The following is a 22,198-nucleotide window of genomic DNA, read 5'->3' on the forward strand; positions in this document are numbered from 1 at the left end:
GATGGGTTCATACGAGCCTCGCGACGAGGACGAGGCGACCGGCATGGTGCGCGAGGCCGCCGCGCGCGGCGCGCGGCTGCGGCTCGTCGGCGGCGACACCAAGGCGCGCCTCGGCCGCCCGCCCCAGGACGAGGCCACGCTCTCGGCCCGGGGGTTGTCCGGCATCACGCTCTACGAGCCCGCCGAGATGGTGGTGGCGGCCCGCGCCGGCACGCCGCTCGCCGAGGTGCAGGCGCTGCTGGCCGCCCGCAACCAGATGCTGCCCTTCGAGCCGATGGACCACCGGGCGCTGCTGGGCTCGACCGGCAAGCCGAGCTTCGGGGCGGTGGCGGCGATCAACAATTCCGGGCCCCGCCGCATCAACGCGGGCGCGGCGCGCGACAGCCTGATCGGCGTGCGCTTCGTCAACGGGCGCGGCGAGGCGATCAAGTCCGGCGGGCGGGTGATGAAGAACGTCACCGGCCTCGACCTCGTGAAGCTGATGGCGGGCTCCTACGGCACGCTCGGCCTCCTCACCGAGGTCACCTTCAAGGTACTGCCGGTCCCCGAGCGCGTCGCGACGCTGGTCTTCCCCGGCCTCGACGACGCCCGCGCGGTCGAGGCGCTGGCCGCAGCCCTCGGCTCGCCCTTCGAGCTGACCGGCGCCGCCCACCTGCCGGCCGGGATCGAGGGCGGGCAGGCCCGCACGCTGATGCGCCTCGAAGGCTTCTCGGACGCGATCGATTACCGGCTCGGCGAATTGCGCCGCCTCCTGAAGCGCTTCGGCGCGCCGGAGGTGGTGGAGGCCGCCGACCTCTGGGCCCGGATCCGCGACGTCGCCCCCTTCGCGGGCACGGGCGCGGCCGTCTGGCGCCTCTCCACCGCGCCCACCCGCGGGCCGGCGCTCACCGCCCAGATCGCCCGGACGCTGCCGGCCCGCTGGTACTACGACTGGGGCGGCGGGCTCGTCTGGCTGGAGACCTCCGTCGAGGGCGATGCCGGCGCCGCCGCGATCCGCGCGGCGGTCCAGGCGCAGGGCGGTCACGCCACGCTGGTGCGGGCGCCCGACGCGGTGCGCGCCGCCGTGCCGGTGTTCGAGCCGCTCGCCGAGCCCCTGATGCGCGTGACACAGGGGATCAAGGCCGCCCACGACCCGGCCGGAATGTTCAACCCGGGCCGGATGTATCCGGGCGTCTGAAGGATTTGGCCGCCCCTGACGGGCGAGGCTGAGGAACAGGACCGTGCAAACCAGTTTCAATCCCGCCCAGCTGGCCGACCCGGCGATGGCGGCCTCGGAAAAGATCCTGCGCACCTGCGTGCATTGCGGCTTCTGCACCGCGACCTGCCCGACCTACCTGCTCCTGGGCGACGAGCTCGATTCCCCGCGCGGGCGGATCTACCTGATCAAGGACATGCTGGAGGGCGGCAAGGCGGCCTCGGCCGAGGTGGTCAAGCACGTCGACCGCTGCCTCTCCTGCCTCTCCTGCATGACGACCTGCCCATCGGGGGTGCACTACATGCACCTCGTCGATCATGCCCGCTCGCATATCGAGAAGACCTACCGGCGCCCGAGCGACGACCGCCTGATGCGGGCGCTGCTGGCCTTCGTGCTGCCGCACCGGGGACGATTCCGGCTGGCGCTGACCGCGGCCCGGCTCGGCCAGCCCTTCCGCGGCCTCGTGGCGCGCCTGCCCCGCGTCGGCAACCGGCTCGCCGCGATGCTCGACCTCGCCCCCGCCGCGCTGCCGCGCGCCAACCCGACCAACCGCGTCGGCAGCTTCCCGGCCCCGAGCACGGGCGCGCCCCGTCGCCGGGTGGCGATGCTGCGCGGCTGCGCCCAGAGCGTGCTGCGCCCGGACTTCAACGAGGCGGCGATCCGCCTGCTCAACCGCCACGGCGTCGAGGTGGTGCACGCCACCGAGGGCTGCTGCGGGGCGTTGACCCACCACATGGGCAAGGACCACGCCTCGCACGCCCAGGCGAAGCAGACGATCGACGCCTGGACCGCCGAGATCGAGCGCGGCGGCCTCGACGCGATCCTGGTCACGGCGTCCGGCTGCGGCACCACGATCAAGGATTACGGCTTCATGTTCCGGGACGACCCGGCCTACGCCGAGAAGGCGGCCCGGATCTCGGGCCTCGCCAAGGACGTCACCGAGTACGTGGCGGCCTTGGGCCTGATGGAGCCGGTGGTCGAGACCGACCTCGTGGTGGCCTACCACTCGGCCTGCTCGATGCAGCACGGCCAGGGCATCCGCACCGAGCCGAAGGCGCTCCTGAAGCGGGCGGGCTTCACCGTGAAGGACGTGCCCGAGGGCCACATCTGCTGCGGGTCGGCGGGCACCTACAACATCCTGCAGCCCGAGATCGCGGCCAAGCTGCGCGACCGCAAGGTCGCCAACATCGAGCGCACCCGCCCCGACCTCATCGCCACCGGCAACATCGGCTGCGCCACCCAGATCGGAAAGGGCACCGACATCCCGATCGTCCACACGGTCGAGCTGCTCGACTGGGCGACCGGCGGCCCGAAGCCCGCGGCGCTCGAGCGGGTGCGGCGCGAGACGCTGGTCGCGGCGGAGTAGCGGATAAGCCGTTCAGAGCAGCTGGTAGCTCACCGGGATCCAGCGGTAGCCCGTCCCTGCGCGGACCACGTAGCCGAGCGAGGGGAAGCTGGTGTGGTAGCCCGCCACCAGCAGCGCCTCGCGGGCGGCCATGTCGTAGATCCGCTCCCGCGTCCGAGCGCCCTCGGCCTTGTCCATGTCGAACAGGGCGTGCCAGCCGGGCCGGGCGAGCGAGACCACCTCGTGGTGGGCGCAATCGCCCCAGACCAGCAGGCGCTTGCCCCCGCTCTCGACATGGTAGGCGAGGTGGCCGGGCGTGTGGCCCGGCGCCGCCAGAGCGCGGATGCCCGGCACGATCTCGGCGCCGTCCGCGACGAGGCGGGCGCGCTCCACGTGCGGCAGGAGGTGGCTGCGGAAGACCTGCGCCGAGCGGTAGGCATTGTCCTCCGGTGGGCCCCCGAGCCGCTCCGGCGCCCGCCAGAAGTCGAACTCCGCCCCGCCGACGACCAGGGAGGCTCGGGGGAAGGCGGCTTGCCCCGCCTCCATCAGGCCGCCGATATGGTCGGTGTGGCAATGCGTCAGGACCACGTGGGTGATCGCATCCGGCTCGATGCCGACGGCGCGCAGCCGTGCCGCGAGCCGCCCGCCCGCGGGTCGCGGCACGAAGCCGACCGCGCCGTTGCCGGTGTCGAACAGTACGCGCTCTCGCCCCGTCTCGACGAGGACGGGCGTGAAGCCCGGCTGGAAGCGGTTCGGCGGCAGGCGGTTCTCGCGCATGAGTTCTTCGACCTCGGCGCGCGGGCGATCCTCCCCGACGATCGGCCAGGGCCCGTCGATCAGGCCGGCCGCGTCGAGGAGCATCGTCACCGTGAAGCCGCCGAGGGCGAACCGGTAGTGCGCCGCAGATTCGAGCCCGAGCGGAGGCGTCTCCGCGATGGCGCGGGTCGAAGCGCCCAGAAGCGCGAGGGGCGCGGCCGCCGCGAGGTGCCGCCGGGTCAGGTCCGTCATCGTCCGATATCCTCCCGCCGCGCGACCGGCTAGGATCGGGCCGCACCGCTCCGGGCGATGAGAGCGGAATCGGGAGGCGTGCGCTTGTACGAACCTGCTGCGCCCCCCGGGGCGGCACTCGGCCCGTTCTGGCATGTGGCGGGTGCCCACACCTTCTTCGCCGGGCCGCTGCGCTACAACGCGGCGCACCAGCACGGCGCGCCCGTCTATCTCGCCGGGCTCTACGGCCCCTTCCGCATCCGGGTGCAGGGCCAGGACTGGATCCGTTGCCGGACGGCCCTCGTTCCGGCGGGTCTCCTGCACGAACTCGACGTGGACGGCGCGCCGCTGGGCGTCCTCTACCTCGAGCCCGGCGCGACCGGCCCGGAGGCGCTCGTCCCGTTGCTCCGCGGAACGACGGAATCCGGCGGCGCCCTCCTGGGCACGGCCGGGGAGGTCGCTCCGCTGCGCGCCCTGTGGGAAGCGCGGGACGCCGCCCGCTGGGCCGGGGACGCGCTCAGCGATCTCACCGCCTTCTCCGGGCGGCGCGGCGCGAGGCCCCGCGATGCCCGCATCTTGCGCGTCGTCGCGAGCCTGACCCTGCGCCCCGATCCGGGCCGGTCGGCCGCGCAGCTCGCCCGCGCGGTCGGCCTCTCGGATTCGCGCCTGCAACACCTGTTCACGCGGGAGGTCGGCGTGCCCTTCCGGCGCTACCGGGCCTGGGCCCGGATGCGCCGGGCGATCGAGGCCGTGGTCGCGGGCGCGAACTTCACGGCGGCGGCGCACGCGGCGGGCTTTGCCGACCAAGCGCATTTCGCCCATGATTTCCGGCGGACCTTCGGAGCCCCGGCCTCCAACAGCCTGCTCGACCTAAGACGCTGAGGCGACGACGTGATGCGGCGAGCCGGCGTCCGGAGAGGATCGATGTCCACCACCGCGTTCCGTGTCGCGCACCGCCTCGCGCTCGTCCTTCCGGCGCTCTCCCTCGCGGCGGCGGTCGCCCCGTCGCCCGCGGCCGCTCAAGCGCCCGCGCCCGTGAAGATCGGCCTCTCCGCGCCGCTCACCGGGCCGGACGCCGCCTTCGGGCAGGGCCTGCGCCTGGGAGCCGAGCAGGCGGTGGCCGAGATCAACCGGGCGGGCGGGACGGGCGGGCGCCGGCTGGTCCTCGTGGTCGCCGACGACGCGGGCGACCAGCGCCAGGGCGCCGTGGTCGCCCGCAAGTTCCTGGGCGAGGGCGTGCGGCTGGTGGTCGGGCCGCTCGAATCCTCGGTCGTGGCCGCGGTGGCGCCCCTCTACGAGGCGGGCGGAGCCGTGCTGCTGACGCCCGGCGCGAGCTACCCGGCGCTGACCGCGCAGGGCCTGTGGAACCTGTTCCGCCTCGCGCCCGGCGACGCCCAGCAGGGTGCGGCGGCGGGTGCGTGGCTCGCGGAGCGCGAGGGTCCGGTGGCGATCGTGCACGACCGCTCGACCTTCGGCCGCGGTCTCGCCGACGCGGTGTCGCGCACCCTGCGCGCCCGCGGCAGGCCCGAGGCGCTGTTCGAGAGCCTGCCCCGCGGCAGCCGCGAGGCGGGCGACCTCGTCGGGCGGCTGAAGGCCGCGGGCGTGCGGGCGGTATATTTCGGCGGCTTCGGCGCCGAGGCGGCGGTGCTGGCCCGGGCGATGCGGGAGGCCGGGCTCGACGCGACCCTCGTGGGCAGCGACGGCCTCCTCGACCGCGACTTCGCCGCCGCGGGTCCGGCCGCCGAGGGCACGGTGATGACGGTCCTGGCCGACCGCCGGGCGCCGGAGCCGCGCGGCAAGGCGCCCCCGCGCGGGCCGGAGGCCACGCTCGTCGCGGGCTCGGCCTACATGGCGGTCGAGGTGCTGGCCCAGGGGCTGGCCCGCGCCCGCAGCCCGGATGGGCGCCGGGTCGCCGAGGCGCTGCGCGCCGGCCCGGTCCGCACGAGCCTCGGCGAGGTCACCTTCGACGGGCGGGGCGATCCCGGCAGAGACGCCGTCGTCCTGCGGGTCTGGCGCCGGACGCCGGACGGGCGCGTGGACTACGCGGGCAACGAGCCCTGAGGTGCCGGGCGCGATTCCTGTCGAGGAAGGCGTAGCTTGCGCCCGCATGCCTTGCCGCAGGACGCGGCTGCGATTACATCCGGGCGCGTCTGCCGACGTTGCGGGCCGGCCTGCCGAGGATCGGAACCGCAACGGCGACGTTCCAACCGATCGAGCCAGAAGACGCATGCATGCCGGAACGCCTGTTTCCAGACGGTCCGACTGGAGAAGGTGAATGGCAAAAGAAGAGTTGATGCAGTTCGACGGTCTCGTCCTCGAGATCCTGCCCGATGCGCGGTACCGGGTCCAGCTCGACCAGGGCCACGAGATCGTGGCCTACACCGCCGGCAAGATGAAGAAGAACCGCATCAAGACGCTGGCGGGCGACCGCGTGACCGTCGAGATGTCGCCCTACGACCTCGAGAAGGGCCGCCTCGTGTTCCGCCACAAGGACGAGCGCTCCTCCGGCCCCCGCCCGCCCATGCGCGGCGGCCAGTTCCGCCGTCGCTGAGCCGGCGCTGAGCACGCCAGCCGCGGCCGGCTCCCGGGCGGGCCGCGCCTATCTGCTTCTCCTGTTCACGATGCTGGTCTGGGCCGGCAACGTGGTGGCGGCCCGCTGGGCCCCGGGGCAGGTCTCCCCCCAGGCCCTCACCACCCTACGCTGGTTCTTCCCCGCCGTGATCCTCGCGGTGCTCGCGCGGCGCCACGTCCTGGCCGACCGCGAGAGCCTGTGCCGATACTGGCCGCGCATCCTCGTGATGGGCGCGGTCGGCTACACGTTCTATTCCAGCCTGTTCTACGCTGCGGGCGCCCATACGGGCGCGGTCAACATCGCCCTGCTGCAGGGGGCGATACCGATCCTGGTGCTCGTGCTGAACTTCCTCGCCTACCGGCAGCCCGTCTCCTGGGGCCAGGGTCTCGGCGTGGGGGTGACGCTGGTGGGCGTGGCGGTGGCCGCCTCGCACGGCGACCTCGACACCTTGCGCAACCTCGCCTTCAACCGCGGCGACCTGCTGATGCTGGCGGCCTGCCTGCTCTACGCGGGCTATACCGTCTCGCTGGCGAGGCGCCCCGGGATGTCGGGGCTCGCCTTCTTCGCGGCGCTGGCCGCGGCGGCCTTCGTGACGTCCCTGCCGCCCCTCGCCGCCGAGTGGGCCGCGGGCCGCCTCGTCCAGCCGACGCCGACGGGCTGGCTGATCGTCGCCTACGTGGCGCTCGGGCCCTCGCTCACCTCGCAGCTCAGCTTCCTGACGGCGGTCGAGCTGATCGGTCCGAACCGGGCCGGCCTCTTCATCAACCTCGTGCCGATCTTCGGTGCCGGGCTCGCGGTGCTGATCCTCGCCGAGCCCTTCGACGGCGCCGACGCGCTGGCCCTCGCGCTGGTGCTCGGCGGCATCGCCTGCGCGGAGCGGCTGCGCCCGCGGACCGCGCCGCCGGTGCTGCCGCCCGCGGAGATCGTCACGCCCCGGCCGCGCGGCGGCCGGGGCTGACCGACCGCGTCGGCCTACTCGCAGACGCGCACGCGGCGGAAGTAGACGTCGCCGTAGGCGTCGATGTAGCGCCGCCGCTCGAAGTGGCAGACCGGGCCGATCACCTCCTCCTCGACGTAGACCGGCCGCGGGGCGCGGTAGACCGGCTTGCCGGGGTAGTAGGGGTCGGCCGTCGCGGCGCCGAGCGCACCGCCGACCGCGAGACCACCGAGCACGCCCAGAGCCGCGGCCCCGCCGGGACCGATGCCGTCGCGGGCCTGGGCGGCCGGCGCGGCGACGAGACCCCCGACGACGAGGGCGATTGCGAGACTGCGAACCATCTTGGCTTGTCCTCTGGACCGGCCGCACTGATTCTTCGACGGGCGTCCGGCTTCTCCGCGAGAACAGCCCTGCTTTTGGGGCAATTCTTCGGCGGCGGTCGGCGCGGTCCGGCTCAGAGCCGCGCCAGACGCAGGGCGAGAGGCCAGCGCACGCGCCTGCGCACCGCCGGATCGCCCCAGGCAGCGGCCAGATCCCGCGCGAAGGCCGGGAGCGGACTCGCGCCGAGGGCCGCCTCCGCCCCGCGCAGCGCCGACCACGTGCCCGCGTAGCCGACGAGGTCGGCGAGGCTCCACTCGGCCTCGATCGCCAAGTCGGCCACGGTCGCCCGGTCGGGCAGTTCGGCGAAGGGGAACGGCAGGGTGCGGTAGCCCGCCTCGACATGGGCGCGCTCCGCCGGCCAGTAGGGGCCGACCACCCGCGTGTAGAAATGTCGCAGCACCTCCTCCGCCGCCCCATCGAGGTGGAGCACGCCGTAGGCGATCAGCGCCAGCACGGCGCCGGGCCGGGCGACGCGCCGGGCCTCGGCGTAGAAAGCCGGCAGATCGAACCAGTGGGCGGCCTGGGCGGCCGTGATCAGGTCGGCGCAGGCCGCCGGAAGCCCGCTCGCCTCGGCAGGCGCCACCCGGAACTCGATCCGCGGGTGCGGCCGGGCCTCGGCGATCTGCGCGGCGCTCGCGTCCGTCGCCACGACCCGGTCGAAGGAGCCGGCCAGCAGCCGGGCGAGCTGCCCGTTGCCGCAGCCGCAATCGAGGGCGAGGCCGCGCCCCGGGGCCAGCGCCGCGAGCGCTTCCGCCAGGGCCGCCGGGTAGGTCGGGCGATGGGTCGCGTAGCCGGTGGCGGCCGCCGAGAAGTGGTCCTTGAAGGATGCGCCTGCCATCGTCGCCTCGTCCCGTGGATCCCGATCGTACCGCGCTTGACGCGGCAAGCCGATCCGGCCTGAAACGGGCGGATCATCGGCAACCCGGAAGACCCATGACCCGACGCCTCGCCCTCGCCGCGCTCGCGCTCCTGCCGCTGACGGCAGCGCCCCTCGCGGCGGCGGAACCCGACCCGACGGTGCTCGCCGCCGTGAAGGCGCAGGACAAGCCGCTGCGCGAGACGCTGGCGGGGCTCGTCAACGTCGATACCGGCACAGGCCAGGTGCCGGGCCTCAACACGGTCGAGGCGACCCTGCGCGCGCGCCTGGAGGCTCTCGGCGCGACCGTCGAGGCGCGGCCCGCGCCCGCCTTCGGCGGCAACACCCTGATCGGCCGGATCAAGGGATCGGGGCAGGCCAAGCTGATGCTGCTCGTGCACTACGACACGGTCTACGGCGAGGGCGAGGCCGGAAAGCGCCCCTACACGGAGCGGGACGGGCGCGCCTACGGCCCGGGCGTGGCCGACGCCAAGGCCGGCATCGCCATGATCCTGCACACGCTGGCCACCCTGCAGCAGATGAAGTTCACCGGGTTCGGCGAGATCACCGTGGTGTTCAACCCGGACGAGGAGCGCGGCTCGCGCGGCTCGCGGGACGTGATCCGCGAGGTCGCCGCCGGACAGGACGCGGTGCTCTCCTTCGAGCCGACCTTCGCGGACGAGGCGGTCGATGCCGCCACGATCGCCACGAAGGGCATCAACTACGCGAGCCTCACCGTGAAGGGCCGCTCGGCCCATGCGGGCGGCGCGCCGGAATCCGGCCGCAACGCCGTCACCGAACTCGCCCATCAGATCCTGCAGCTGCAGGATCTCGGCGACAAGCCGAAGGGCACAAGCCTGAACTGGACCGTGGTCTCGGGCGGCACCAAGCCGAACATCATCCCCGACCAGGCCAAGGCCGAGGGCGACATGCGCTACTTCGAGGCCTCCGAGTACGATCGCGTCCTGACCCAGGCCCGCAAGATCACCGAGACGCATCGCGTCCCCGACACGCAGGTGACGTTCGAGCTGGCCAAGGGCCGCCCGCCGCTGCCCGTGAATCCGGCGACGCGCAAGCTGGGCGAGGCGGCGCAGGCGATCTACCGCGAGGTCGGCGGCGACCTGAAGCTCGTCGAGATCGGCGGCGGCACGGACGCGGCCTACGCCTTCCAGCCCGGCAGCCCGGAGAAGCCCGTGGTGCTCGAATCCCTCGGCGTGGTCGGTGGGCGCTACCACAGCCCCGACGAGTTCGCCGTGCTCGACAGCCTGACGCCGCGCCTCTACCTCGCCACGCGCCTCGTCATGCAGCTCTCCGGCAAGGACGCCCGCTGAGGCGGCGGGCTGGCGGAGCGCCGGGGCCGTCCCACATCCCGGGGCCCGGACGCGGAGCCCCGCCATGACCCAAGACCTTCTCGCCCACACGGACGCGGTGCTGTTCGACGCCTACGGCACCCTGTTCGACGTGCACGCGGCGGTGCAGCGCCACGCCGCGGCGGTCGGGCCCGACGCCGGCCATCTCTCCGAGGTGTGGCGGAACAAGCAGCTCGAGTACAGCTGGGTACTCGGGCTGGCCGGGCGCTACCGCAGCTTCTGGGACCTCACCGAGGCGGCCCTCGACCACGCGCTCGCCCTGCACCCGGCGGTGGACCGGGCCTTGCGTGAGAAGCTCCTCGACGCCTACCGCGACCTCGACGCCTATCCTGAGGTGGCGAGCGTGCTGGAGCGACTGCGCGCTCGGGGCCTGCGGACGGCGATCTTCTCGAACGGCGACGCCCCGATGCTGGCGCGCGCCGTCGCCTCGGCCGGCTTGGGCGACCATCTCGACGCCGTGCTCTCGGTCGATGCCGCGGGGGTCTTCAAGACGGCGCCGGCCGCCTACGCCCGGGCGCTGGAACAGGCCGGGGCGGAGAAGAGGCGCGTCCTGTTCTGCTCCTCGAACCGCTGGGACATCGCGGGCGCGACCGCCTTCGGGCTGCGCTGCGCCTGGATCAACCGGAAGGGTCTGCCCGACGAGTACGCGGATCTGCAGCCGGCGGCGGTGCTGGCGGACCTCCGTGGGCTCCTGTCGGAGCGTTGATCCGATCCCGGGCAATCCGCGTCACGGCAGGCGGAAGACGCGCCTGCCGACGCGCGCCCAACACGATTGTGCACGTTCCGTTGGCGGATTTTTAAACATCCGGGCGCTGAACTCGTCCCGCACCAGCGGGAGAGTTTTGAGCGTGCGCACCACCCTGTCCTTCGGGCCGATCCGTCACGGGGCGCGCGCCGCGCTCGTCGGGGCCCTCCTCATCGCCGCGGCAGTGCCGGGCGAGGCCCGCGACGGCCGCAACGGCGGCCTCGCGGCCGGCGTCGCCGGCGGCGTCGTCGCCGGGGCGCTGCTCGGCGGCGCCGCCAACCAGCCCCCGCCGCCCCCGCCGGTCGAGGAGTACCGCCCGCGCCGCGTCGTCGTCGAGGAGCCCGAGGAGGTCGTCGTCCGCCGCCCACGCGGCCCCGTCTGCCACTACGAGCGCCGCAAGGTGTGGCTCAACGAGGAAGACTTCACGTACAAGCGCGTCGAGGTCTGCGAGTAGCGCGACGCCGTCCCCTCCCCCTCCGCGGGGGAGGGAGACCACGCGCGTCACTTCACCACGATCCAGTCCTCCACCACGAGGGCGTCGAGACCCGTGGTGTAGAACATCAGGATGGCGTCCTCCGCCGTGTGGAGGATCGGCTTGCCCATCACGTTGAAGCTGGTGTTGAGCAGGATCGGCACGCCGGTGATCTCGGCGAAGGCCGCGATCAGCCCGGCATAGGCGGGGTTGCGCTCCGCCGTCACGCTCTGGAGCCGGCCCGTCCCGTCGGCGTGGACCACCGCCGGCACCCGGTCGCGCACATCTTCGCGCCAGACCAGCGTGCGCTCCATGTAGGGGCTGTCGGCGTAGTCCTCGAACCAGTCCGGCCCGGCCTCGGCCAGGATCGAGGGCGCGAAGGGCCGGAAGGCCTCGCGGTACTTCACCTTCGCGTTCAGCGCGTCCTTGGCGCCGGCCGGCCGCGGGTCGGCCAGGATCGAGCGGTTGCCGAGCGCGCGGGGGCCGAACTCCGCCCGGCCCTGCACCCAGCCGACGAGCCCGCCCGCGGCCAGGACGCGGGCCGCCTCCCGGGTGACGCCGGGCAGGCCGAGGCGGCGGGCACGGGGCTCCTGCTCGGCCAAGCGCTCCATCGGCTCGGTCGAGACGCCGGAACCCAGATAGGGCGTGAGCGGGCGCGCCTGCGCCTCCGGGCCGGTCCAGTCCGGATGGTCGGCCGCGAAGGCGAGCCAGGCCGCGCCCACCGCGTTGCCGTCGTCGCCCGGCGCGGACGGGACGTGGAGGTTGCGGAAGGCCGAGCGCCCGAGCACGCGCCCGTTGTAGGAGGAGTTCAACCCGCAGCCGCCCGCGATGACGAGGTTGTCGTGCGGCGCGAGCGCGGAGGCCTCCGCCACCAGCACGTCCATCAGTTCGCAGAAGATCTCCTGGCCGGAGCGGGCGAGGTCGGCCCAGCCCCCCTCCCCCACATCGGCCGGACGGCGGGCCCGGATCTCCGCCGCGACCGCCTGCACGGTGGCGTCGTCGGCGAATTTCAGGCGCCCGTTCTCGACCGCGTAGAGGCGGCGCAATTCGTCCATCAGGTCCGGGTCGGGGCGGCCGTAGGGGGCGAGCCCCATGATCTTCCACTCCTCGCCCTTCACTTGGTCGAAGCCGGCCAGATCCGTGACGAGGCCATACAGGAAGCCGACCGAGCCGCGCCCGCGCTGGCGCCGCACCTCGGCGATCCGGCCGTCCCTCAGGCTGTAGATCGCCGCCGCCCCGGTCTCGCCCATGCCGTCGACGACGACGGCCGTGGCGTCGCGGAACGGGCTGCCCCAGAGGGCGTAGGCGGCATGCGCCAGGTGATGGGGATAGCGCGCCTGCGCGACGATCTCGGCCCGCGCCGCGGCGCCCGTGCCGCGGCTCTCCTGGTTGAGGGCGAGCAGGGTGCCGTAGCCCGCCCGGGCCTGTGCCAGCGCGAGGTCCGCGATGAAGATGCGCTCGGCCCGCTCGGGCACGAAGGAGCGGTTGAGCGTCGTCGGATGGGCGGCGAGCGCCATCAGGTCGAAGGCACCGCTCGCCTGCTGCCCGCGCAGGAAGTCGGAGAACTGCTCGCCCCAGCTCGACGCCACCACGATCTCGGAGCCGCGGGGCACGTATCGTTCGAGCAGGCCGATCATCCGGCCGGCGGGATCCGGCTCGCAGTTCGGCGCGCGCTTGTACTGCAGGACGCGCTCGGTCCCCTCGGCGAACAGCACGCTCCCGTCCGGCCCGACGAGGGCCACGGCGGGATCGTGGAAGGTGGTGGCGAGGCCGAGATAGTAGCGCATGGCCCTCCGGTTATTCCGCCCCGGCCCGCGCCGCAACGCGCGCCCGCGCCGGCGCCAGCCCGAGCAGGACCGCGCCGACGAGGCCGGAGAGGAGCGAGCCGGCGAGCACGCCGAGCTTGGTCTCGGTGGCGTGGGCGGCGTCCGCGAAGGCGAGGCCGCCGATGAACAGGCTCATGGTGAAGCCGATGCCGCAGAGGATCGCGACGCCGTAGACCTGCGCCCAGCTCGCGCCGGCCGGCCGCTGGGCGAGGCCCGCCGCGACGGCGAGCCGGACGCTCGCGAAGACGCCGATCTGCTTGCCCAGGAACAGGCCGAGCGCCACGCCGAGGGTCACCGGGTGCAGGAGGGCGTCCGGGGCGAGCCCGCCGAGGTTCACGCCCGCGTTGGCGAAGCCGAAGATCGGCACGATCGCGTAGGTGACCCAGGGCATCAGCGCGTGCTCCAGGCGGTGGAGCGGCGAGGTCGGGTCCTCGGGGCGCCCCGGGCTCGGGCGGATCGGGACGGTCAGCGCCAGGAGAACGCCCGCAACCGTGGCATGCACCCCCGAGCGCAGCACGAGGAACCAGAGCACGGCGCCGAGGACGAGATAGGGGGCGAGCCGCGTCACGCCGAGGCGGTTCAGGGCGATGAGGGCCGCGAGGGTCAGGCCCGCCCCCGCCAGCATCGGCAGGTCGAGGCCCCCCGTGTAGAACAGCGCGATGATGATGACGGCGCCGAGGTCGTCCACGATGGCGACCGCGCTCAGGAAGACCTTGAGCGAGACCGGCGCGCGCGATCCCAACAGCGCCAGCACGCCGAGCGCGAAGGCGATGTCGGTGGCGGCCGGGATCGCCCAGCCGCGGGCGGTGGGCTGACCGGCGTTGAAGGCGAGGTAGACCAGCGCCGGCACAACCATGCCGCCGAGCGCGGCGAGCCCCGGCAGGATCCGGTCGGGCCAGGTGCGCAGGCGCCCGTCGAGGGCCTCGCGCTTGATCTCCAGCCCGACGAGCAGGAAGAAGATCACCATCAGGCCGTCGTTGATCCAGTGCAGCAGGCTCAACGGTCCGAGATGGACGTGGAGGGCGTGCTCGTAGGCCGGCCCGAGGGCCGAGTTCGCCACCACCAGGGCGAGGGCTGCCGCGGCCATCAGGACGAGGCCGCCGCCCGCCTCGCTGGTGAGCGCCGTGCGGATCGCGGAGAGGGGTCGGGCCTGTCTCATGGCCCCCGGTTGCCCCGAATGGCGGCGCAGTTCAATCCCGCGTGATCGCCTCGGGCCGCCGAAACCCGGCCCGCGCCGCGAGCGAAGACCTGCGGCGGCCGCGCCCGGCCGCACCCGGAGCCCCCATGCTCACGACCCTCGGCCTCGCGACCCTCGCCGGCCTGCTCTCGACGCTCTCGCCCTGCGTGCTGCCGCTGGTGCCGATCGTGCTGGCGGCCGCCGCCTCCGAGCACCGGATGGGGCCGCTGGCGCTCGCGGCCGGGCTGGCGCTCGCCTTCACGGGGATCGGGCTGTTCGTGGCCACGGTGGGCTTCGCGATCGGGCTCGACGGCGACGTGTTCCGCAGCCTCGGGGCGGTCCTGCTCGTCGGCCTCGGCCTCGTGCTGATGCTGCCGCCGCTGCAGGCCCGGCTCAGCGCGGCGCTGGGGCCCGCGGGCGCCTGGGCCGGCCGGCGGCTCGGCGCGGTCGCGGGTCGGGGCTTGGGCGGCCAGTTCGGCGTCGGCCTGCTGCTGGGCGCGGCCTGGAGCCCCTGCGTCGGGCCGACCCTCGGAGCGGCCTCGCTGCTGGCGGCGCGGGGCGAGAATCTCGGCGCGGTGGCGCTCACCATGCTGGGCTTCGGGCTCGGCGCGGCCGCGCCCCTCCTGCTGCTCGGCCTCCTCTCACGGGAGGCGCTGGCGCGCCGCCGCGGCGGGCTCGCGGCCTTCGGACAGGGCGCGAAGGCCGCGCTCGGCGCCCTGCTGGCGGTGCTGGGGCTCCTCGTGCTGAGCGGGCTCGACAAGCGGGCGGAGGCGTGGGCGGTCGCGGCCTCGCCCGACTGGCTCACCGCGCTGACGGTCCGGTACTGAGCCCAGGCTTCGGCGCGCTCCCGCGAACGTGAACGGCCACGGCGTGGCCGCCCGCGAAGGCCCGTGACAGATGCGCTCCGGTCACCGCAACCGGAATCCTTAACCCATCATGGCACCGCGCGAACCGATCCTCACCCTCGTGCCGATCGCAGACCTGCGCCCGACGCAGATGACCGTGGGCTACCGCGAGGTCGAGGAGAAGCGCCGCCGCTGGCGCCAGCACGATTCCGAGAAGAAGGAGAAGTTCCTCGGCTCGCACATGATCCCGACGCTGCTCGGCCCGAAGAAGCGCCACTACCTCATCGACCACCACCACCTCGCCCGCGCGCTCCAGCTGGAGGGCGTCGAGGCGGTGCTGGTCACGGTCGTGGCCGAACTGCACAAGCTCGACAAGGACGCCTTCTGGACCGTGTGCGACCACAAGTCCTGGGCTCACCCCTACGACGCCGAGGGCGTCCGGCAGGATTTCAAGGCGATCCCGAAGGCGGTCGCGGACCTCGCCGACGACCCGTTCCGCAGTCTCGCGGGCGAGCTGCGCCGGGCCGGCGGCTTCGCCAAGGACACCACGCCCTTCAGCGAGTTCCTCTGGGCCGATTTCCTGCGCCGGACCATGAAGGCCAAGCAGGTCGAGGGCGACTTCCCCTCGGCGCTGGAGCGGGCGCTGCAGCTCGCCAAGTCGGAGGATGCCGGCTACCTACCGGGCTGGTGCGGGCCGGTCACGGCCTGACGGCCCCGGCCGGCGGGCGGGGCGCCCGAAAAATGCCCCGCCGCGGCACCACGCTACGGCAAGCTTGCGCCGGCAAGGTGTCCGCCGCGCGCACGCTCTCGACGCCTGCCCGCTCGACCCGCTAGACGGAGCCTCGATGCCGATCACGCCGCGCCTCGTTCTCGCCGCCGCCCTCAGCTTCCTGGCCGGCGGCCCGCTCCAGGCGCAGGACCGGGGGACGCTGACCCCGAAACCGCTGCCGCCGCTCGCCAACCCGGACGATCCCGCGACCCCCGCCAAGGCCCTGTTCGGCCGCGCCACCGGGCCCACCGGGGGGCCGGCGCACGCCTACGGCTCCTACGCCAAGGGCTGCTTCTCGGGCGGCGAGGCGCTCTCGGTGGACGGGGCGACCTGGCAGGTGATGCGACTCTCGCGCAACCGGATGTGGGGCACCCCGCCGCTCGTCGATTTCCTGGAGCGGCTGGCGGGCCAGGCCCCGCGGGTCGGCTGGCCGGGGCTCCTCGTCGGCGACATGTCGCAGCCGCGCGGCGGGCCGATGCTGACGGGCCACGCCTCGCACCAGCTCGGCCTCGACGCCGACATCTGGCTCACCCCGATGCCCGACCGCCGCCTCACACGGGCCGAGCGCGAGGAGATGTCGGCGACGAACGTGGTGCGCGCCGACCGGCTCGACATCGACCCGCAGGTCTGGACCCAGCAGCACCACCGCATCATCCGGCTCGCCGCCGAGCAGCCCGAGGTGGCGCGCATCTTCGTGAATCCGGCGATCAAGCGGGCGCTCTGCCGCGAGGCCGGTGGTAGCCGCTGGCTCTCGAAGGTGCGCCCGATGTACGGGCACAACTACCATTTCCACATCCGCCTCGCCTGCCCGGCCGGCCAGGGGGCCTGCGACGACCAGGCGCCGCCCCCGCCCGGCGACGGCTGCGGCGAGGAGCTGGCCTACTGGTTCAGCGACGCGGTGCTGAACCCCAAGCCCCCGAAGGTGAAGCCGAAGCCGCGGCCCCCGATGACGCTGGCCGCGCTCCCCGCCGCCTGCCGGGCGGTGCTGAAGGCGCCCTGAGCCGGACCGATCGCGCAGCCACCGGAGACCGACCTTGACCGAATCGACCACCGGGCCGACGCCCCGCCGGCCCGACCACGACATCGATCCGCTCTTCCTGGCGCGCCGCTCGCCGCGCCACTTCACCGGCGAGGCGGTGCCGGAAGCCGAGCTGATGCGGATGATCGAGGCGGCGCGCTGGGCGCCCTCCTCCTACAATTCGCAGCCCTGGCGCTTCCTCTACGCGCTGCGCGACGACGCCAACTGGGCGACTTTCCTGGGCCTCCTCGTGCCGGCCAACCAGAAATGGGCCCAGGATACCGGCGCGCTCCTGTTCCTGGTCTCGAACAGCCGCATGAAGGTCGGGGACGAGCTCAAGCCCTCGTGGAGCCACTCGCTCGACGCGGGCGCGGCCTCGCTCGCCTTCCAGCTCCAGGCGGTCCGCCAGGGCTGGCACGCCCACGGCATGGGGGGCTTCGACCATGCGCGGGCACCCGAGGCGCTGAACTTGCCCGAGCACCACCGGATCGAGGCGGCCTACGCGGTGGGCCGCATGGTCGCCTGGGACGACCTTACGGAGGAGCAGCGGACCCGCGAGACCCCGAACGGCCGCCGCCCGATCGGCGACTTCACCCATGCGGGGCCCTTCCCGAAGGCGGGGTGAACCGCGCTGCGACGCGGCAAGTCTTTGGTCCGTGAACGGAAAGTCGTGTCGGGCGCTTGCAAGCGCTCGGCGAGTCGGGGCAGGATTCAAGGCCAGACGGGCGCTCCGGAGCCGGAATCCATGACCAACGAAGGACCCGACCACGCCGCCGGGCTGCAGGCGGTGGCCGACCGCTACGGCGTCGGCCTCGACGCCGTGCGCCACCTGATGCACGCGCTGGAGCGCGGGCAGGGCAACATGGCACAGTTCGACCATCCGGACCTCGGCGGCATGGGCCAGTGGTCGGCGGGCGGCATGATCATGGTCGGCGACATGTTCAACACCGACCTCAAGGCGCGGGTCTCCGGCCTCTGCACCGAGCTCGCCGCGGCGCTGCCGCCGGGCGGCTGGTCGGCGGGCGGCGCGCCCGAGAGCCAGCGCGGCGGCGGCACGTGGTGGCCGGCCGACCTCGGTCACCCCGCGAGCACCGGCTCGCAGAACGGGCTGCGCTACGCCTACTTTCCGGAGAGCCGGCGCCTCGCGATCGAGTCGGGCGCGGGCGTCGCGCTCTACGACACGGGCGACCACCACATCTCCGGCGTCTCGCAGGCGAACGGCGCCCTCAGCTTCTCCGGCCCGCAGGGCGCAGTCGCTGTCGAGCACCTGCGCCGGATCGGCGCCGAGGCCGCGCGCCAGCCCGCGGCCGAGATGGCGTCCGCCCCGTCCGCGGCGCCGCAGGCTCATGCTCCGAGCCCCGCGGGCCCGCTGTCCGGCGACGTGCTCGGCACGATCGAGCGGCTGGCCGAGCTGCACGGCCGCGGCGTTCTGACCGATCAGGAATTCGCGGATAAGAAGGCGGAGCTGCTCGCCCGCCTCTGATCGGGGCGCCATATCGGATCCGCGGCCGGCCCGGCCGCCGGCCCCGGCACCTCACTTGGCCCTGACCCGCGACCTGCTCGACATCCGCCGGATCTACCACGAGGCCGCCGTGCCGGATCACCGGCGCGGCGCCGAGATCCTGGCGCGCTTTCCGGACGCCGAGCGCATCCTCGTCCCCTCCCACTGGAACATCCCGGAGCTGCACGGCAACGCCGGCTCAGTGGAGGACTGGGTGCGCCTCAAGCGCTCGACGCTGGTGCTCGGGGTGAAGAAGGGGCTCACCATGCGCCCGAACGGGCGCAGCGCCCACTTCATAGCGCCCTCGACCTCGAACGGCTGCGCCATGGCCTGTGCCTACTGCTACGTGCCGCGCCGCAAGGGCTTCTCCAACCCGATCTCGCTCTTCGTGAACACGGAGGCCGCCTGCGCGGCGATCGCGCGGCACGCTCGGAAGCAGGGCCGGCTCCCGGAGCCCGACCAGATCGATCCGGCCCACTGGGTCTACGATATCGGTGAGAACGGCGACCTCTCGGTCGATGCGGCCCTGACCGAGGGCGTGCGCGACTTCGTGGCGCTGTTCCGAGATTTACCCAACGCCAAGGCCTCCTTCGCCACAAAGGCGGTGAACCGCGACCTGCTGGGCTACGATCCGCAGGGCAAGACCCGCATCCGCTTCTCGCTGATGCCGGACAAGATCGCCCGGGTGGTGGACGTGCGCACCGCGCCGATCCCGGAGCGGATCGCGGCGATCGACGACTTCGTGGCCGCCGGCTACGAGGTCCACGCCAACTTCTCGCCGGTGATCCTCTACGAGGGCTGGGAGGCCGACTGGCGGACGCTGTTCGAGCAGATCGCGGACGGCCTCTCGGCCCGCGCCCGCGCGCAGCTCCGGTGCGAGATCATCATGCTGACGCACAATGCGGGGCTGCATCAGGTCAATCTCGGCTGGCACCCGAAGGCGGAAGCGCTGCTCTGGCGGCCCGACATCCAGGAGACGAAGGTCTCGGAAGGGGGCGGCGAAAACGTGCGCTACCGGGCCGGCTGGAAGGGCCGTTGGCTCGCCCGCTTCAAGGCGCTCCTGGCCGAGACCCTGCCGGACTGCACCGTGCGCTACGCGTTCTGAACCGCGGCTCGGGCGGCCGCGTTGGCGCGGGGATCGGACGGGAGAGCACCAGTGACGGACCACGCAGCCCATATCGCCGAGGCGGTCGCGATCGCGCGCCGGAACGTGGATGAGGGCGGCTCGCCCTACGGCGCGGTGATCGTGCGGGAGGGCGCCGTGCTCGCCCGCGCGGCCAACACGGTCCACCGCACGAACGACCCGAGCGACCACGCCGAGATGGTGGCCCTGCGCGAGGCGAGCCGCCTGCTCGGCAGCCGCGACCTCTCGGATTGCGTGATGTACGCGAGCGGCCAGCCCTGCCCGATGTGCCACGCGGCGATGCGGCTCGCGGGCTTTCGCGCGGGCTACTTCGCCTACGCGGCCGAGGAGGCCGAGACCTACGGGGCGGGCTCGGCGACGATCTACGCGGAGCTGTGCCGCCCGCTCGCCGAACAGCCGATGCGGCTGGAGCATCGGAGGCCGGAGGGGGAGAGCCCCTACCCGGCCTGGGCGGCGAAGAAGCGGGGGTGAACCGCGCCGCGCCCCCTCTCCCATAGGGAGAGGTCTGCTTTCGCAGAAAGCCGGGGTGAGGGGTATGACGTCTCAGGACGGCGCTCGGCATCGACGCGCGTTCAGGGCGCCGCCTACTCTGGGAGTGTCATACCCCTCACCCTATCCCTCTCCCTATGGGAGAGGGGACCCGCGCCCTACCGTCGCCCGCCCGCGGCCCGCAGGCCGCGCGCCGGTGACGCCGCGCCGTCCTCCTCGAACAGCTCGGCGAGCTTCTCGGTCATCGCGCCGCCGAGCTCTTCCGCGTCGATGATCGTCACGGCGCGGCGGTAGTAGCGCGTCACGTCGTGGCCGATGCCGATGGCGAGCAGCTCGACGGGCGAGCGCGTCTCGATGTCCTCGATCATCCAGCGCAGGTGCCGCTCGAGGTAGTTGCCGGCATTGACCGACAGGGTCGAATCGTCGACCGGCGCGCCGTCCGAGATCACCATCAGGATCTTGCGCTGTTCGGGGCGGCCGAGCAGGCGCTTGTGCGCCCAGTCCAGCGCCTCGCCGTCGATGTTCTCCTTCAGAAGCCCCTCGCGCATCATCAGCCCGAGGTTCTTGCGCGCGCGGCGCCAGGGGGCGTCCGCCGATTTGTAGACGATGTGGCGCAGGTCGTTGAGGCGGCCCGGGTTCGGCGGCTTGCCGGCGGCGAGCCACGCCTCGCGGCTCTGGCCGCCCTTCCAGGCGCGGGTGGTGAACCCCAAGATCTCGACCTTGACGCCGCAGCGCTCCAGCGTGCGGGCCAGGATGTCGGCGCAGGTCGCCGCCACCGTGATCGGCCGGCCGCGCATCGAGCCCGAATTGTCGAGGAGCAGCGTGACGACGGTGTCGCGGAAATTCGTGTCCTTCTCCTGCTTGAAGGAGAGAGGCTGGAACGGGTCGATCACCACGCGGACGAGGCGAGCCGGATCGAGCTGGCCCTCCTCCAGGTCGAAGTCCCAGGCGCGGTTCTGCTGGGCGAGCAGCCGCCGCTGCAGACGGTTGGCGAGGCGCCCGACCACGCCCTGCAGGTGCGAGAGCTGCTTGTCGAGATAGGTGCGCAGCCGCGCCAGCTCGTCCGGATCGCAGAGATCCTCGGCGTGGATGACCTCGTCGAAGCGGGCGTTGAAGACCTTGTACTCGGGCCCCCGCGGGGTGTTGTCGGCCCGCTGCGGCGGGCGCCAGGACTCGCCGGCCTCCTCGGAATCGGCCTCCTCGGCCTCGTCGGGCAATTCGCCCGAGGGCGCGTCGGCGGCCTCCTGCGAGCCCTCCTCGATCTCATCGGAGGCCTCCTCGGAGGTCTCGATCTCGGCGCGGTCGCCCTGGGACTGCTCCTCGGCCTCGCCCTCCTGCGGGCTCTGGTCGCTGTCCTGGGCCTCGCCCTCCTCGTCGGTCTCGTCGTCCTCCGGGTCGAAGGGCGTCTCGTCCGCCATGTCGAGGGAGGAGAGGAGGTCGCGCACCGAGCGCGCGAAGGCGCGCTGGTCCTCGATGGAACCCAGCAGCCCGTCGAGGTTGCGCCCGGCCTTGGCCTCGACGTGGTCCCTCCACAGATCGACGATGCGCTGCGCGGCGGCCGGCGGCGCCTGCCCCGTCAGGCGCTCGCGCACCATCAGCGCGACGGCGTCCTCCATCGGCGCGTCGGCCCGATCCGTAATGGTCTCGTACTTGCCGCCGCGATGGTAGCGGTCCTCCAGCATCGCCGAGATGTTCGAGGCGACGCCCGCCATCCGGCGCGCGCCGATCGCCTCGACGCGGGCCTGCTCGACCGCGTCGTAGACCGCGCGGGCCGGCGCGTTCTCGGGCGCGAGGCGGCGGTGGACGGCGACGTCGTGGCAGCCGAGGCGCAGCGCCATCGAGTCGGCGTTGCCGCGCAGCACCGCGACGTCGTGGGCGGAGAGCTTGCGGGGCGGCTCGGGCAGCCGCGCCTTGTCCCCCGTCAGCGCCGGCCGGTCGGTGGCGTAGGTCACCTCGATCTCGGAGCGGCGCGCGATGGCGCGCAGGCACCCCGCCACCGAGCGCTTCAGGGGCTCGGCCACGGGCTCGCGGCGCTCACCGGGCTTGCGGTTGGAGATGGACATGCGGGGCTACCGGTCGGCCTCGTACTCGAAGGGACGGTTCAGGATGTCGTCCCAGCTGTAGGGACACTCCGCGGGCAGGGTCTTGGGGGAACGCCGCATCTCGCGGGCGGCTCGCAACCGGGCAAGCCGGAAGCCGTCCTCGATCGCCTCGCCGACACGCGACTTGAGACCCGGGTTCCGGCGCAATTGCCGGTCGATCCGCACGCGCTGCTCGGCGATGGTCAGGGACCAGCTCCGGGTCCGACGCTCGGGCTGGTGGTCCCATCTGAGGGCGTGGGCCAGAAGCACGTCGATGGCGCTCTCGAGCTTGTCGTACTGCTCCGAACCCACGTCGCTCAGCTCCTCGGCGATGTTGTCGAGGTCGAGCGCTTCCACCCGGCCGGCGCGAAGCAGCGCCACCTGCTCCTGGACCCAGGTGTAGAGGTCGTCCGCGCAGCGCGTCCGGCCCTCGGCGCGCGGGGCCGGCGGGGCGTCCTCGCGGGTCGGGGCCGGCGGCGCCATCGCGT

Annotated in this window: 23 protein-coding genes; 16 read left to right on the forward strand and 7 right to left on the reverse strand. The window is 73.4% G+C overall.

The window, feature by feature from the left end; translation table 11 throughout:
* Position 1: 1 nt before the first annotated feature.
* Positions 2-1,177 carry a glycolate oxidase subunit GlcE gene (gene glcE / locus MFF56_RS00095; RefSeq protein ID WP_238229290.1) on the forward strand — a complete coding sequence of 392 codons (1,176 nt, stop codon included), beginning with the start codon at positions 2-4 and terminating at the stop codon, positions 1,175-1,177.
* A 43-nt stretch (positions 1,178-1,220) separates the two neighbouring features.
* Positions 1,221-2,561, forward strand: a complete 1,341-nt coding sequence (gene glcF, locus MFF56_RS00100; RefSeq protein ID WP_066921988.1) for a glycolate oxidase subunit GlcF — start codon at positions 1,221-1,223, stop codon at positions 2,559-2,561.
* A gap of 12 nt (positions 2,562-2,573) precedes the next feature.
* Here glcF and MFF56_RS00105 read toward each other — a convergent pair whose 3' ends face one another.
* Positions 2,574-3,548: an MBL fold metallo-hydrolase gene (locus MFF56_RS00105; RefSeq protein ID WP_066921989.1), complete on the reverse strand. Its 975-nt coding sequence runs from the start codon at positions 3,546-3,548 to the stop codon at positions 2,574-2,576.
* 84 nt (positions 3,549-3,632) lie between these two features.
* Here MFF56_RS00105 and MFF56_RS00110 point away from each other — a divergent pair, with 84 nt between their 5' ends.
* The 4 genes from MFF56_RS00110 to MFF56_RS00125 all read left to right on the forward strand — a co-directional run bounded on the left by MFF56_RS00110 (position 3,633) and on the right by MFF56_RS00125 (position 7,057).
* Positions 3,633-4,409, forward strand: a complete 777-nt coding sequence (locus MFF56_RS00110; RefSeq protein WP_373324007.1) for an AraC family transcriptional regulator — start codon at positions 3,633-3,635, stop codon at positions 4,407-4,409.
* Positions 4,410-4,451: 42 nt separating this feature from the next.
* Positions 4,452-5,588 carry a branched-chain amino acid ABC transporter substrate-binding protein gene (locus MFF56_RS00115; protein ID WP_238229291.1) on the forward strand — a complete coding sequence of 379 codons (1,137 nt, stop codon included), beginning with the start codon at positions 4,452-4,454 and terminating at the stop codon, positions 5,586-5,588.
* Positions 5,589-5,802: 214 nt separating this feature from the next.
* A complete protein-coding gene (infA, locus tag MFF56_RS00120; protein ID WP_066922146.1) occupies positions 5,803-6,078 on the forward strand; it encodes a translation initiation factor IF-1 in 276 nt (91 codons plus the stop codon).
* A gap of 7 nt (positions 6,079-6,085) precedes the next feature.
* Positions 6,086-7,057, forward strand: a complete 972-nt coding sequence (locus MFF56_RS00125; protein WP_066922148.1) for a DMT family transporter — start codon at positions 6,086-6,088, stop codon at positions 7,055-7,057.
* A 14-nt stretch (positions 7,058-7,071) separates the two neighbouring features.
* Here MFF56_RS00125 and MFF56_RS00130 read toward each other — a convergent pair whose 3' ends face one another.
* Positions 7,072-7,377, reverse strand: coding sequence for a hypothetical protein (locus tag MFF56_RS00130; RefSeq protein WP_066922150.1), 306 nt, complete (start codon positions 7,375-7,377; stop codon positions 7,072-7,074).
* A 113-nt stretch (positions 7,378-7,490) separates the two neighbouring features.
* The gene (locus MFF56_RS00135) at positions 7,491-8,255 is read right to left on the reverse strand and encodes a class I SAM-dependent methyltransferase (RefSeq protein WP_066922153.1); all 765 of its coding nucleotides are present in this window, start codon (positions 8,253-8,255) and stop codon (positions 7,491-7,493) included.
* Between the two features lie 95 nt (positions 8,256-8,350).
* On the opposite strand from MFF56_RS00135, the gene MFF56_RS00140 reads away from it, so the two are divergent.
* From MFF56_RS00140 to MFF56_RS00150, 3 genes are all read left to right on the forward strand, one after another.
* On the forward strand, positions 8,351-9,604 hold the full coding sequence (locus tag MFF56_RS00140; RefSeq protein ID WP_066922155.1) for a glutamate carboxypeptidase: 1,254 nt from the start codon (positions 8,351-8,353) through the stop codon (positions 9,602-9,604).
* Between the two features lie 64 nt (positions 9,605-9,668).
* Positions 9,669-10,349 carry a haloacid dehalogenase type II gene (locus tag MFF56_RS00145; protein ID WP_066922157.1) on the forward strand — a complete coding sequence of 227 codons (681 nt, stop codon included), beginning with the start codon at positions 9,669-9,671 and terminating at the stop codon, positions 10,347-10,349.
* Positions 10,350-10,491: 142 nt separating this feature from the next.
* Positions 10,492-10,842 carry a hypothetical protein gene (locus MFF56_RS00150; RefSeq protein WP_238229292.1) on the forward strand — a complete coding sequence of 117 codons (351 nt, stop codon included), beginning with the start codon at positions 10,492-10,494 and terminating at the stop codon, positions 10,840-10,842.
* Between the two features lie 47 nt (positions 10,843-10,889).
* Here MFF56_RS00150 and MFF56_RS00155 read toward each other — a convergent pair whose 3' ends face one another.
* Both MFF56_RS00155 and nhaA read right to left on the reverse strand, forming a co-directional pair.
* Positions 10,890-12,647 (reverse strand): carbamoyltransferase family protein, encoded by a 1,758-nt coding sequence (locus MFF56_RS00155; RefSeq protein WP_066918830.1) that lies wholly within the window; start codon positions 12,645-12,647, stop codon positions 10,890-10,892.
* 10 nt (positions 12,648-12,657) lie between these two features.
* Positions 12,658-13,845, reverse strand: a complete 1,188-nt coding sequence (gene nhaA / locus MFF56_RS00160) for a Na+/H+ antiporter NhaA (RefSeq protein WP_066918832.1) — start codon at positions 13,843-13,845, stop codon at positions 12,658-12,660.
* 125 nt (positions 13,846-13,970) lie between these two features.
* On the opposite strand from nhaA, the gene MFF56_RS00165 reads away from it, so the two are divergent.
* The 7 genes from MFF56_RS00165 (at position 13,971) to MFF56_RS00195 (ending at position 19,611) form a co-directional block, all read left to right on the forward strand.
* Positions 13,971-14,690 carry a cytochrome c biogenesis CcdA family protein gene (locus tag MFF56_RS00165; protein WP_066918834.1) on the forward strand — a complete coding sequence of 240 codons (720 nt, stop codon included), beginning with the start codon at positions 13,971-13,973 and terminating at the stop codon, positions 14,688-14,690.
* Between the two features lie 109 nt (positions 14,691-14,799).
* The gene (locus MFF56_RS00170) at positions 14,800-15,417 is read left to right on the forward strand and encodes a ParB-like protein (RefSeq protein ID WP_066918836.1); all 618 of its coding nucleotides are present in this window, start codon (positions 14,800-14,802) and stop codon (positions 15,415-15,417) included.
* 136 nt (positions 15,418-15,553) lie between these two features.
* Positions 15,554-16,477, forward strand: coding sequence for a penicillin-insensitive murein endopeptidase (gene mepA / locus MFF56_RS00175; protein ID WP_066918838.1), 924 nt, complete (start codon positions 15,554-15,556; stop codon positions 16,475-16,477).
* Between the two features lie 34 nt (positions 16,478-16,511).
* On the forward strand, positions 16,512-17,120 hold the full coding sequence (locus MFF56_RS00180; protein ID WP_066918840.1) for a nitroreductase family protein: 609 nt from the start codon (positions 16,512-16,514) through the stop codon (positions 17,118-17,120).
* Positions 17,121-17,240: 120 nt separating this feature from the next.
* Positions 17,241-17,978 (forward strand): SHOCT domain-containing protein, encoded by a 738-nt coding sequence (locus MFF56_RS00185; RefSeq protein WP_066918842.1) that lies wholly within the window; start codon positions 17,241-17,243, stop codon positions 17,976-17,978.
* A 55-nt stretch (positions 17,979-18,033) separates the two neighbouring features.
* Complete coding sequence (locus MFF56_RS00190; protein WP_066918844.1) at positions 18,034-19,101, forward strand: spore photoproduct lyase family protein; 1,068 nt, start codon at positions 18,034-18,036, stop codon at positions 19,099-19,101.
* Between the two features lie 51 nt (positions 19,102-19,152).
* Positions 19,153-19,611: a nucleoside deaminase gene (locus tag MFF56_RS00195; RefSeq protein ID WP_066918846.1), complete on the forward strand. Its 459-nt coding sequence runs from the start codon at positions 19,153-19,155 to the stop codon at positions 19,609-19,611.
* A gap of 176 nt (positions 19,612-19,787) precedes the next feature.
* On the opposite strand, the gene cobT is transcribed toward MFF56_RS00195, so the two are convergent.
* Both cobT and MFF56_RS00205 read right to left on the reverse strand, forming a co-directional pair.
* Positions 19,788-21,692, reverse strand: a complete 1,905-nt coding sequence (gene cobT / locus MFF56_RS00200; protein WP_066926650.1) for a cobaltochelatase subunit CobT — start codon at positions 21,690-21,692, stop codon at positions 19,788-19,790.
* Positions 21,693-21,698: 6 nt separating this feature from the next.
* A complete protein-coding gene (locus MFF56_RS00205; RefSeq protein ID WP_066926652.1) occupies positions 21,699-22,193 on the reverse strand; it encodes a DUF29 domain-containing protein in 495 nt (164 codons plus the stop codon).
* Positions 22,194-22,198: the final 5 nt, after the last annotated feature.

Origin of the sequence: Methylobacterium hispanicum, from assembly GCF_022179285.1 — a bacterium.
Classification (GTDB): Bacteria; Pseudomonadota; Alphaproteobacteria; order Rhizobiales; family Beijerinckiaceae; genus Methylobacterium; species Methylobacterium hispanicum.